The sequence below is a fragment of the Salana multivorans genome (genome assembly GCF_003751805.1).
GTDB classification, from domain to species: domain Bacteria; phylum Actinomycetota; class Actinomycetes; order Actinomycetales; family Beutenbergiaceae; genus Salana; species Salana multivorans.
In genome coordinates this window covers 296557-308576 of record NZ_RKHQ01000001.1, presented here as the reverse complement: position 1 = coordinate 308576, position 12020 = coordinate 296557, and the positions used below count along the sequence as shown (strand labels likewise).

General features: G+C 68.8%; 10 protein-coding genes. 2 read left to right on the top strand and 8 right to left on the bottom strand.

What is annotated here, in order from left to right; all coding sequences use genetic code 11:
* Positions 1–204 precede the first annotated feature (204 nt).
* Together EDD28_RS01535 and EDD28_RS01530 are read left to right on the top strand one after the other, a co-directional pair.
* Positions 205–1701 carry an excalibur calcium-binding domain-containing protein gene (locus EDD28_RS01535; protein WP_123738027.1) on the top strand — a complete coding sequence of 499 codons (1497 nt, stop codon included), beginning with the start codon at positions 205–207 and terminating at the stop codon, positions 1699–1701.
* 156 nt (positions 1702–1857) lie between these two features.
* Positions 1858–3801, top strand: coding sequence for a DUF6541 family protein (locus tag EDD28_RS01530; RefSeq protein WP_342769916.1), 1944 nt, complete (start codon positions 1858–1860; stop codon positions 3799–3801).
* On the opposite strand, the gene EDD28_RS01525 is transcribed toward EDD28_RS01530, so the two are convergent.
* The 8 genes from EDD28_RS01525 to EDD28_RS01490 form a co-directional block, all read right to left on the bottom strand.
* On the bottom strand, positions 3785–4900 hold the full coding sequence (locus tag EDD28_RS01525; RefSeq protein ID WP_123738025.1) for a glycosyltransferase family 4 protein: 1116 nt from the start codon (positions 4898–4900) through the stop codon (positions 3785–3787). The two genes, EDD28_RS01530 and EDD28_RS01525, sit on opposite strands and share 17 nt — an antisense overlap.
* Entirely contained in the window at positions 4897–6147 is a 1251-nt protein-coding gene (locus EDD28_RS01520; protein ID WP_123738024.1) for a lipopolysaccharide biosynthesis protein, read from the bottom strand. Before EDD28_RS01520 ends, EDD28_RS01525 begins: the two co-directional genes overlap by 4 nt.
* A 15-nt stretch (positions 6148–6162) precedes the next feature.
* Positions 6163–7017: a LicD family protein gene (locus tag EDD28_RS01515; protein WP_123738023.1), complete on the bottom strand. Its 855-nt coding sequence runs from the start codon at positions 7015–7017 to the stop codon at positions 6163–6165.
* A gap of 3 nt (positions 7018–7020) precedes the next feature.
* A complete protein-coding gene (locus EDD28_RS01510) occupies positions 7021–7413 on the bottom strand; it encodes a DUF2304 domain-containing protein (protein WP_123739856.1) in 393 nt (130 codons plus the stop codon).
* Positions 7414–7418: 5 nt separating this feature from the next.
* Entirely contained in the window at positions 7419–8129 is a 711-nt protein-coding gene (locus EDD28_RS01505; protein WP_123738022.1) for a glycosyltransferase family 2 protein, read from the bottom strand.
* Positions 8126–9103, bottom strand: a complete 978-nt coding sequence (galE, locus tag EDD28_RS01500) for a UDP-glucose 4-epimerase GalE (protein WP_123738021.1) — start codon at positions 9101–9103, stop codon at positions 8126–8128. The genes EDD28_RS01505 and galE overlap by 4 nt, the downstream gene beginning before the upstream one ends.
* A gap of 78 nt (positions 9104–9181) precedes the next feature.
* Positions 9182–10162, bottom strand: coding sequence for a DMT family transporter (locus EDD28_RS01495; protein WP_123738020.1), 981 nt, complete (start codon positions 10160–10162; stop codon positions 9182–9184).
* Positions 10159–11973: a phosphotransferase gene (locus EDD28_RS01490; protein WP_123738019.1), complete on the bottom strand. Its 1815-nt coding sequence runs from the start codon at positions 11971–11973 to the stop codon at positions 10159–10161. Before EDD28_RS01490 ends, EDD28_RS01495 begins: the two co-directional genes overlap by 4 nt.
* Between the last annotated feature and the right edge of the window lie 47 nt (positions 11974–12020).

Here is a 12020-nt window from a genome sequence, read left to right as displayed (position 1 = left end):
CGGGACGCGTGTGAGTCGGTGTTGTGTGCTTCCGCTCGGGTCCTGGGCCGCGACCCGGCCTGCTGCTAACACGCGGCTTCTCCCCGTCATTCCCCGCGCGACGGCGTGGCTGGCCGCCTACGATCGAGCGAAGAGATCCGCAGACATGCGGTCCTTCGGCCGGCGTTGCGTCAGCCGATCACCTCGACGGGAACGAGCGCGCCGATGAGCCCGATTCTTCGCTATTCACGCAGCGCCCTCTGGGCATTGTTGACGGGAGCGCTGGTGCTCTCGTCCGGTGTCGTCGCGCAGGCGGCACCCGCGGGCGAGGGCGTCGGTGCCACCTCATCGCTGAGCCGAGTCGAGCGAGGGACGGCACCGGGCAGTGCGATCGAGGCAGCCGCGCTGGCGTCTCCTCTGGGCGTCGTTCTCACGCTGGACCGCGCCGACGCGGTCGTCGGAGATGAGCTGACCGTCTCGTGGGACGCGCAGGGCGGGGAGGCTCCGGAGGTGTTCGCGATCGAGGCCTGGACCGAGATCGACGACGCGCCCGTGGAGTTCTTGACCGGATGGGAGGTGAGTGGGCCGTTTCCGGCCGAGCGGTCGGGCAGTGTGACGCTGACCGTCCCCGGCTCAGGCGACCGGCTCTCGGTCCTGGTGGGGGTCCGGGACGGCGGCGAGGAGCACTGGTTCAGCACGGACGCGCTGGGGGTCGTGGGGTTCGACCGCGGCTCGTACCGAGGCTTCGGGTACGTGCGCAACGTCGCAACGGGCGCGGAGGGCGTCGGCTACTTCGCCGGCGGCGGCGTCGTGCGCGGGTGGTTCCTGGTCGCCGGCGAATGGTCGTGGTCCGACTCCAGCGGCGTCATGCGGACGGGCTGGCTGCAGCAGGGTCGTAGCTGGTACTACCTCGACGACAGCGGCGTGATGCGCACGGGATGGACCCAGGTCGGGAGCTCCTGGTACTACCTCGGGACCGACGGCATCATGCGCACCGGCTGGACCAAGATCGGTTCGTCCTGGTACTTCATGAGTGGCGGCGGTCAGATGCAGACCGGCTGGCTGCAGCAGGGTCGTGACTGGTACTACCTCGACGACAGCGGCGTGATGCGCACGGGATGGACCCAGGTCGGGAGCTCCTGGTACTACCTCGGGACCGACGGCATCATGCGCACCGGCTGGACCAAGATCGGTTCGTCCTGGTACTTCATGAGTGGCGGCGGTCAGATGCAGACCGGCTGGCTGCAGCAGGGTCGTGACTGGTACTACCTCGACGACAGCGGCGTGATGCGCACGGGATGGACCCAGGTCGGGAGCTCCTGGTACTACCTCGGGACCGACGGCATCATGCGCACCGGCTGGCTGCAGCAGAGCGGCAGCTGGTACTACCTCGACGGCGGCGGCGTCATGCGCACGGGATGGACGAGGATCGGCTCCTCCTGGTACGTGATGAACGCGAGCGGACAGATGAGGACCGGCTGGTTCCAGCAGGGCGGAAGCTCCTACTACCTCAGCGCGAGCGGACCGATGGTGACGGGGACGGTCACGGTGGCCGGCCGCTCGGCCTACTTCCGCGGTGACGGTGTGTGGCGAGGCTACTGGGACGTCAGCTATCGCAACTGCACCGAGGCGCGGAACTCCGGTCTGGCCCCGATCTACCGGGGCGAGCCTGGATACGCCGCCCACCTCGATCGAGACGGTGACGGCGTCGCGTGCGAGTAGTCCCCCGAGCGACGCCATCACCCGGGTGACGGAGGTCTCGTCGGTGCGAGCCACCCCGAACGGGCCGTGTGACGTAGGCTCGGCGCCGCGGCGGGCCTTACGCCGTGCGCCCTGCTCGGCGCTGGCCGTGTGTACCTGAGAGGACTCCCGGGTCTGATGGACCAATCCTGGACTGTCATCGTCCTCCCCGCTCTGGTGGCGGTGGGACTACTCCTCGTCCCCGGGTGGCTGGTAGCACTCGCCGCTGGCGTGCGTGCCCCAGTCGCCCTGATGGTGGGGCCAGGCGTGAGCGTGGCCGCCGTCGGGATCGCGTCGATCGTCGCGAGCATGCTCGGAGTGCGGTGGGGGATCCTTCCCCTGCTCGTGGTCGTGGTGGTGCTCGCTCTCATCGCGGCGCTAGGCGGTCGGTTCACCCGACGCTGGCGGGTCGCGGTCCTCGATCGGGGTGAGCTGATCTCGGGGAACGCCTGGGTCGCTCTTCTCGCGGTCCCGGTCGCCGCTCTCGTCATCGGGTTCTGGACGCTCCATGGATTCGGTGCGCCCGACGCGTTCAACCAGACGTGGGACAACGTCTTCCATCTCAGCGCGATCCAGTACATCCTCGAGAACGGCGACGCCTCGTCGCTCACGATCCTGTCGATGACCTGGAACGAGGGGCCGTACGGCTTCTACCCGGCGACCTGGCACGCGCTGGCCTCACTCGTCGCGGAGGTCACCGGCGCGAGTCCGATGGTCGCGGCCAACGCGACCAACCTCGTGATCGCTTCGCTGGTGTGGCCGCTCAGCGCCACGGCGTTGACTCTGACGCTGCTCCGGCCCGGGGTCAAGACGGCACTCGTCGCCGGCCTCGTCTTTGCCGGCTTCTCCGGCTTCCCGTACCTGCTCCTCGAGTACGGCGTGCTCTACCCGAACTTCCTCTCGTACGCGCTCATCCCCGCGGTGCTCGCGCTGCTCGCCGCGTTCCTCGGTGTCGGGACGTACCGGCTGACGACGACGTTCCGTGGACTCGGGCTGGGTCTCATGGGCCTGGTCGGTGTGGCGCTGGCCCACCCGAACGGTGGGATGCTCGTCGCGGCGATCGCCCTAGTCCCGATCGGCTTCGTCGCCTTCCGGGTCGGCGTGCCGCTCTGGCGCGCGCGCCGGTGGGGACGGCTCGCTCTGCTCGGTGCCGCGGCCGTCTGTCTGCTCCTCGTCTACTGCGTCGCGTGGGGCAAGCTGCGGCCAGCCGAAGGATGGCCACCCGTCGAGCAGGTGCCTCAGGCAGTGGGAGAGCTGATCTTCCAGTCGGGGTACGCGCGTCCCGCGGCCTGGGGTATCTCGGTGCTCGCGGTCGTCGGTGCCGTGACGCTCGTGCGGCGTCGCTCACCCAGCTCCTGGCTGGTGGGAGGCTGGGCCCTCGTCGGGGTGCTCTTCGTCATCGTCGCGAGTGTCGACTCCGAGCGGCTCCGATGGTTCACCGGGGTCTGGTTCAACAACACGCCGCGGCTTGCGGCGGCGCTCCCTCTCGTGGTCGCGCCCGTGGCCGTCTACGGCGCGCAGGTCACCTGGCGATGGATCAGGACGAGGCTTCCGCGGGAGACCCCGCGCTCGCGGGTGCTCCTGGTCGGTGCGCTCTGTGCGGCGCTGCTGGTCGCCACCGTCGTTCGGACCGCCCAGTCGAGCTCGGGATGGATCGCTTCGCTCATGCGCGTCGTTGACGATGCCCGGGCCCTCAACCCCGACGAGTTCGCCCTCATCGAGCGACTGCCCGACACCGTCGGCGACGACGCGCTCCTTGCCGTGAACCCGTTCTACGGCGGCTCGTTCGCCTACCCGCTCGTCGGCGTCGATGTCACGTGGCACCACCTCGGTCACGGGCCGGACGCGGACGTCGACCTCATCGACTTCGGCTTGAGCACCGCGGAACCGGGCGACGAGGTGTGTCAGGCGGTCATCGACTCCGGCGTCACGCACGTGCTCGACTTCAGCGGCAACCCGATGGCGCCGAACAACCCGAACGCCGAGCTCCCCGGGCTGGAGAACCTTGCGGACTCCGACGTGGTCGAGCTCGTGGACAGCCAGGGCGACGCCAAGCTGTGGGCGATCACCGGCTGCGGATGAGGCGGTCGCACGCGTCCGTGAACTGCGCGGCACGCGCCGGCCAGGTCCAGGCGTCGACATAAGCGGGAGCCGCCGGCGCCGGTGGCTCCCGGAGGAGGTCCTCGAGCGCAGCCAGGAGGGCGGCGCCCGACCGCTCCGCCGTCACCACGACGGGTGCCCCGTCCGCGGCGAGCACCGGCGCTCCGGGAACCGGGTACGTGACGACGCGGCCACCCTCCGCGATCGCTTCGAGCAGCGTCGTCTGGAAACCCTCGGACAGCAGTGTCGGGTTCACCAGGGTGGCGCCGCGCAGGGCCTCGCGGACGGACCGCGAGTCGACGCGACCACGCACACGGATGTCCTCGCCAAGACCGGCCTCGGCCACGGCCGCGAGCAGTCGGGGCATGTCCGGCCCGTCGCCGAGCATCTCGGCCGTGACGGCGTGGCCGGTGCGCCGCAGCGTCGCCACCGTGTCGACGAACGTGTCCCAGCCCTTTCCGGGCACGATGCGACCGACGAACACGAGATGTCCCGGTCGGTCCGTCCGTGGCGAGTCCTGAGTCGACGATGGCTCGATGGCGTTGTAGAACAGCTCGCCCTCTCGCCCGCTCAGCCGGCCGACGAAGTCGAGCACGCTCTCGGAGACGCCGAGCACCGCGTCGGCGGCTCTCAACGACCAACGTCCGAGGGTCAGGTCGACCAGTCGACTCGCATGCGTGATGAGAGCGGAGCCGGAGGCGACATGATCGCTTCCGTGCTCGGTGTGGATGACGGGCAGGCCCATCCGGTGAGCCGCCCTGACCCCCAGCCACGTGAGCGGGAAGAACCGCGTGTGCACCGAGACCACGTCGATCCGGTGGCGACGCAGGATCCGCCGCAGCCGCCTCGATGTCCCCGGCGGAGGAAAGCCGAGCACGTCGCCGACCCGGACCAGCTCGCGGCCCCTGAGCACCCGAACGCCGTCGACCACGGACCGTCGAGGCAGCTCAGGGTCGTCCGAGATGGTGAACACCAGGACGTAGTGGCCCTCGGCCGCGAGCCGTCGGGCGAGGCTCGCCACGTGATTCTCCACCCCGCCCACGCGCGGGGGGTAGTTGTTCACGACGAAGGCGACCCTCATGCCGGCGTGCTCCCCGCGACGTCGCGACGAACGGCCAGGGCCAGGAGGATCCCGAAGCACAGGGCAAGCGTGAGCATCGCCCCAACATACGTGAGGCCGGCCCCCATGATCCCGAGGTGGGGCACGAGCAGCCAGCCGAGCGCGGTGACGACGACGGATGCCAGGACGTATCCGCCGAGGACCGCCCGGCGGAGGCGAAGCGTGACGAGCGCGTAGTAGAGGATGACCCCGAGGGCGTTCAGGGCGCCGCCGCCCACGAGCACGAGCAGCTCCGGCCGGTATGGCCCGAGGTCAGCGGCAGCGAGCGCGCCGAGGAGCGGGATGCCGATCGCCCAGGCCGCGACGAGGGTGACGACGAACGCTCCGAACGCCCCGGCGATCCCACCACGGATGACCCGGAGGAAGCCCGGCCGATCTCCGCTCTCCCAGAAGGTCGCCATCCGGGTGAGCAGCGGTCGGAAGATGAAGAGGCTGAGCACGTTGATGGCCAGTGCAGGCACGAACAGGATCGCGTAGATGCCCTGGTCCTCCTGGGAGAGGAAGCGCTCGATCCCGAACCGTGGAGCGTTGGAGAGGTAGAGCGCCAGGAAGGAGGCGACGAACAGCGGCAGGCACGCGAGCGCGAGCGTGCGCACCGTCGAGGTCCGGAACACCGGCCGCAGGGGAAACATGGCCCGGGCCGGGGGGACGACGAAGACGTACAGTGCGGCCGCCGACACCACGATGGTCACCGCGCATGTGATGACGAGGTCGCGACTGGCGACGAGGGACACGACGAAGGTCACCGTGGTGACGAGCGTTCGGAGGAAGAGGGCGCGGCCGGCGATGTCGAGCCGGCCGAGACGCTGGAACTCGCCGTAGAACACGTCCTCGAATGCGTCGAAGGCGCGCAGCACGCCCACGAGGACGATGACGACGGCCGTGCTGGTGGGGCCTCCGGCGACGATGGCGTAGCCGATGATGCTCACGAGCATGAGCGTCGTGGTGAGGATCCGCAGCGCGTAGTAGCTGCCGAAGGAGAAGCGCCCGGTGACGTCGGTCGCCTGGTAGGGACGGACCTCGAACGCGCCGATCATCTGGAACTGCTGGCCGAGGCTGAGCGCGAACGCGAAGATCCCGCCGAGGGCGAGTCCCAGGACGCGAGTGACGGCGAACTGCAGAAGGACGAGTGAGAGCGCTCCCATGACGCTGCTCGCCGTGTTCCAGATGTAGTCGCGCTTGAGCTGCGAGCCGGATCCCTTGGGCACGTGCTGGAACCGGGCTCAGGCCGGCCCGAAGTCGATGAGGTAGGGCTGGTGGTTCTTGCGCTTGTCCACCGGCGGGATCTCCATGTACTCGCCGTAGCCGCGTCGCAGGATCGTGTCGTAGGCGTGCGGGAGACGCACGGCGATGCCCTCGAAGGCGACCTCGACCGTCGGGAAGAGCTCGTCGTACGACACGGCCCAGGCCATGGGGTTCATGTCGGAGTAGTCCGCCATGAAGTGCGTCGTCGCGTGCTCGTACTGGCGCGCGGCGCTCTCCCACCGGCGCTGCAGCCAGCGGGGTGAGATCCTCAGCACCCGCATCACCGTGTGGGCCGTCCAGCTCGCCGCGAGGACGACGGAGCGCTTCCATCCCGCCAGCTCGAGGTAGGGGGTGCCGCTCGCGCGGAGGTAGACGAGGCGGCCCCACACCCACGTGCGCAGTCGCTGACGCTGGTACGCCCTCGGGTCGTCCGGGACGTTGTCGAACGGCATGAGATCGATGCTGAGTGGCATCCGGTAGCTCGCGTCCTTGATGAACTCGGGGATGAAGAGCGTCCCTCGCAGACCGAGCTTGGTGAACATGTTCGGGAAGTCGGCGTGCGTGCGTGAGTTCTCGATCGTGAACTCCTCCCCGAGCACGGCCGGTGCCTCCGTGAGGAAGCGCTCGTAGGATGCCCGGGGAAGACACACGTCCACGTCGTCGTCCCACGGGATGAACCCGCCGTGGCGCACGGCGCCGATCGCCGTGCCGGCGTAGATGGCGTAGGGGATGTCCAGGAGCCGGCACACCCGGTCGAGCTCACCGAGGATCCTGGTCGAGGCAAGCTGGACCTGGCGCAGGACGGCCGGATCCTCGTACTCCTTGAACGCCACGGTCTAGCCCTCCGACTCGCCGGCGGCACTGTTGACGAGGCGTTCGCCGGCCTGTTCGGCCGGCTCGGCGCGTTCGATCGCGACCGCGCGGGCCAGCTCCGTGAAGCGCCGGTCGTCGGCTGCGTGACGGGACTTGGACGCGATCGAGTGACTGATGAACACGAGGATGAGGCCGTACAGGAGCAGGTCGGCGCCCCGCCCGACCCCAACGGTCTCGGCGACCCACGTGAGCCACGCGGGATAGACGACGGCGGCCACGGCCGCTGCCAGCAGCGCGACGTAGGTGAGCCGTCGGATGGCGAGAGGCCGGGCACCGCGTCGTGGGACGACGAGGACGGCCATGAGGCCGACGAGCACGACGACGAGGATGGCCTTGGCGATGAACTGGTCGCCCATGTCGGTCACCGATCCAGGAACAGTTCGTTGAGGATGTTGACGGAGTTCCAGAGCGACTGGCCCTTGGCGCGGGAGTAGTCCGTGTAGATGATGTGGACCGGCTCCTCGCTGTACCGCAGACCTTTGCGCGAGATCTCCTGGAGGATCTCCGAGCCGTGCGCCATCCGGTTCTGCTGGATCCGGATCGCGCTGGCGCCCTGGCGGCTGAACGCGCGCAGGCCGTTGTGGGTGTCGGTGACCCGGAGCCCTGTGGTGATCCGCTCGAACAGCACCGCTGCCTTGAGGACGAGGCGCTTGAGCAGGCCGGCCTCGATCGGCGTGTCGAGGAACCGGGAGCCGAGGACGACGTCGAGGTCCTCGGTCCGCAGTCGCTGCACCATCCGCGCCGCGTCCTCGGTGCGGTGCTGGCCGTCGGAGTCGAAGGTGACGAAGTACGACGCCGCGGGATCGCCCAGCGCATAGGTGAGCCCCGTCTGGAGCGCAGCCCCCTGGCCGAGGTTCACCGGATGGTTGACGACGACGGCCCCGGCCGCGCGGGCGACGGCGGCGGAGTCGTCGCTCGAGCCGTCGTCGACGCAGACGATCTTGCTGAACGTCTCGCGGGCCCCGCGGATGACGTCACCGACGACGGTCGACTCGTTGAACAGCGGGACGATGAGCCAGGTGTCGTCGTTGCGGGTACCGCGGCCGGACTCGGGAGATGCGGACGTGCTCACGATGCGTCGGCCTCGGGTCGCGCCCAGGCCCGCCAGGCCGACTCGACGATCTCGCCCAGCCCCCTGCGGGCACGGAACCCGAGTCGTGACTCGATCAGGTCGGCGTTGGCGACGAGGCTGGGCGGATCACCGGGACGGCGCGGTTCGACGAGCGGCGCGATGTCGATGCCGGAGACCTGCTCGACCGCGTCGATCACCTCCGTGACGGAGGAACCGGCTCCGGTGCCGACGTTGAACACGGTGCTCGGCAGGCCGTCCCTGAGCGCTTCGAGCGCGGCCACGTGCGCGGCGGCGAGGTCGGCGACGTGGACGTAGTCGCGGATGCACGTGCCGTCCGGCGTCTCGTAGTCGTCGCCGAAGATGCGGGGTGCCTCGCCCGCCACCAGGCGCTCGAGGACCATGGGGATGAGGTTCATGACGGCGGTGTCGCTCAGCTCCGGCCACCCGGTGCCCGCGACGTTGAAGTACCTCAGGGCGACCCAGCGCAGACCCCAGGCGCGCTCGCAGTCGGACAGGAGCCACTCGCCGACGAGCTTCGTCGCGCCGTAGGGGTTGATCGGGTTGGTCGGGGCGGACTCGTCCACCACCGGGTCGAGGGACTCCCCGTAGACGGCCGCGGAGGAGGAGAAGATGATCGAGCTGACCCCCTCCTGCTCCATCGCCGCCAGCAGGTTGACCAGTCCGCCGACGTTCTGCTGGTAGTAGTACAGCGGTCGCGCGACCGACTCACCGACCTGCTTCTTCGCCGCGAAGTGGATCACCGCATCGACGTCGTGGTCGCGGATGACCTGCCCCAGCCGGGCGGTGGCGTCGAAGGCCGCCACGTCGAGCTCGACGAGCGGCACTCCCGCCACGCGCTCACGTGACGACGTGGACAGGTCATCGACGACGACGACGTCGGTCCCCGCCTCCGACAAGAGGCGGACCACGTGAGAGCCGATGTACCCAGCTCCCCCGACGACGAGGACACTCATCCGGACTCCCAGCGATGTGACGATGGCCCGGGTTGGGGGCCGCGTCTGTGATGGTATCGCGACACTGGACGCGGCGTATCAGCTCGTCGCCGCGACCACGTCGTCCTTGTCGGAATCGCCGCCGGACGGCGGTCCGCCCCGCCAGAAGCGGAGCTCGCGCCAGTTCGGCGAGGCGGCGAGGACGGTGCCGACCAGGATGACGAGGCAGCAGACGATCACGATGGGGCTGGGGATCGCGCCGAGCAGGATGACGCCGAACACGACCGCCCAGGCCGAGTACGAGATGTTCAGCGCCATGCTCCTGGCGGCACCGATGCGGTTGATCGCGGTGTAGTAGAACAGGTACGACGCCGTGCCGGCCACGGCCGCGATCGTGAGCACCCCCATCGCGGGCGTGGGGATCGCGTTGAACGAGAACCGGAACGCCCCGAAGACGGGCAGGAGCACCGCGGCGTACACCAGGGCCGAGGTCGTCTCACGGATCTGGAGCGCGGTCTCGTTGTCCACGATGTCGTCCTTCATCGCCCACGCGAGGATCACGGCCTCCGAACCCCAACCGACGACGCACATGAGTGCGGCGAGGATGCCGACGATCGCCAGGCCGGGGGTCTCCGAGTCGGTGGAGACCCAGCCGATCGTGATGACCCCGGCCAGGGCGACGAGCAGGGCGATGAACTGCCCGAGACGCATCCGCTCCTTGAGGAAGATGAACGCGAGGACGGCGCCGAACGCGGGGTAGAAGGACGAGATGATCGCGGTGAAACCGGGGCCGATGTTGTTGATGGCGATGAGGTACCCGGTCATCCCGACCGGGCCTCCGAGCAGCGCCGCTCCCATGACGGCACGGCCGCTGCGGGTCTTCGCGGCGGACATGGTGGCCCGCAGTCGCCCCTTGATCCCCATGTAGACGAAGAGGATGACGGCGCAGGCGAGGTCGTGGAGGAACGCGCTCGAGATCGCTGCCTCGGGCGCCCCGAAGAACGGGACCAGCACGAGCGCCATGCTGAGGATGACGGTGTCGAGGCCCCACGTCAGGCCGCTGAGGATTCCGAACTTCATGCGTGCGTCCCCGTCTCGATCATGGTCTCGGTGGTGGCGGCGTCGTTCTCGTACCAGTCGAGGACCTTGTCGAGGTAGTCGACCGCGTAGCGGTAGTACACGTACAGCCATTCGCCGACGTTGCCGCCCTGGGCCTCCTTCGCGAGGGCCCAGACGTACCAGCACCACCCGGCGAGCGCGGTGTAGGCGAAGAAGTGACGGGTCTCCTCGAACGTCGCCGGACGGCCGAGGTGGTACTCGAGGGCCCGGTGCATCTCGTCCTCGTCGAGCTGCCCCGAGACGGCGAAGGTCCCGAAGTCGTTCGCGGGGTCGGACATGCCGGCGTACTCCCAGTCGATGAGGTTGACCTCGCCGGAGTCGGAGATGAGGAAGTTTGCGCCGAAGAAGTCATTGTGCGACGGCACGAGGGGGTACCCGTCGGCGTCGGCGAGGGACTTCAGCCGGATCGCCTTCCGCTTGAGCTCCTCGTAGCCGGGCACGTCGATCGGCCCGTACTGCTCGAGCAGCTCCTCGTACGCGTGGCCCTCCTCGAGGTAGTCGAAGCGACGATCGAGCTGGGCTCCGCTCTCGTGGAGGCGCCGCCCCATCTCCATCGCGATCCTGACCTCGGCCGGGTCGTGGTCCTCGAGCGTGCGCGCGTTCGGCACGAAGTGGGAGATCTTCCACCCCTCGGCCGGGTCGCTCACGAGGAAGGTCGTGTCGAGGCCCAGCTCCTTCGCGAGCTCGAGGGCAGCCGTCTCGGCGACGCGGTCGATCATCTTCTCCGTCCCGATCCCCGGGTGCCGGTAGACGTACTCGGCCCCGCCGAACGAGAAGTGGCAGGACAGGTTCGTGATGCCCTGCTTGAGCGGGTAGAAGTCGGTGATGTCGCTCTTCTCGCACCCGAGCGTGCGGGCGATGTTGTCGAGGACCCGGGAGTTGACGTTCTCGATGAAGGCGGCGTCGAACCCCTGCACCTCGTCGAGGGAGTCGAACTCGTAGATCACGCCGTCCGGGTAGCGCCGGATCCGCATCGGGAGCTGGTCGACGTGGTCGAGATAGACGGTCTCCCACGGCTTCCGCTCGGTCTCCGCGTGGTGGTAGACCTCCTCGAGGATCTCGCGGAACCGGGTCGAGAACGCGCGGTCGAAGTAGACGTGGCCGAGCATGACCCAGGCGTCGGCACCGCCGATCGGGGCCGCGGTGATGACGTCGTCCTCGTCGGTGAGGATGCACCACTCCTCGGTCTCGCCCTCGACGTAGGTCGCGGCGTAGTAGGCGCCGTAGACGTATCGCTCGAACGGGTTCTCGGTGAAGTAGTCGTCGGAGGAGCAGACGAACGTGTTGCCGAGGCGCTCGCGGACCACCCAGAGCGACGAGCTGTTGTCCCTGGTCGCGTAGTCCGGGTTGACGACGATGTCGACGCCGTACTTGCTCGCGAGGTAGAAGTAGTACTCCGCCCGATAGCCGACGACGACGGTGATGTCCGTGATCCCGGCCTCGAGCAGCTGGCGGATCTGTCGTTCGATGAGGATCTCCCCGCGCACCTTGAGCACGCCCTTGGGCTTCTCGTAGGAGATCGGGGCGAATCGCTGGGAGAACCCGGCGGCCATGATGACCGCGTTGTCGACGCGGTAGGGCTCGAGGGCCGCGCACCCCAGGTCGGTGAGGCGTCCATCGCTCACGTAGCCGTGCTGCTCGCAGCGTGCGAGAACCTCGGTGACGTCCTCCTGCGGGAGGGAGAGGTGGTCACTGAGACCTGCATCGGTGTGGATCTCGCCACTGGTGGTCAACGCGACGAGCAGCCTGAACTCGTCGTGGGGGAGCGCCATGGGTCGTCCCTTCCTCGGGAGGCCGAACGAACCATGGACAACATGGC

Bases quoted from the DNA above. Each gene is read 5' to 3' on its own strand.
- EDD28_RS01535 (WP_123738027.1), top strand. From the start codon at position 205: ATGAGCCCGATTCTTCGCTATTCACGCAGCGCCCTCTGGGCATTGTTG.
- EDD28_RS01530 (WP_342769916.1), top strand. From the start codon at position 1,858: ATGGACCAATCCTGGACTGTCATCGTCCTCCCCGCTCTGGTGGCGGTG.
- EDD28_RS01525 (WP_123738025.1), bottom strand. From the start codon at position 4,900: ATGAGGGTCGCCTTCGTCGTGAACAACTACCCCCCGCGCGTGGGCGGG.
- EDD28_RS01510 (WP_123739856.1), bottom strand. From the start codon at position 7,413: ATGGGCGACCAGTTCATCGCCAAGGCCATCCTCGTCGTCGTGCTCGTC.
- galE (WP_123738021.1), bottom strand. From the start codon at position 9,103: ATGAGTGTCCTCGTCGTCGGGGGAGCTGGGTACATCGGCTCTCACGTG.
- EDD28_RS01495 (WP_123738020.1), bottom strand. From the start codon at position 10,162: ATGAAGTTCGGAATCCTCAGCGGCCTGACGTGGGGCCTCGACACCGTC.
- EDD28_RS01490 (WP_123738019.1), bottom strand. From the start codon at position 11,973: ATGGCGCTCCCCCACGACGAGTTCAGGCTGCTCGTCGCGTTGACCACC.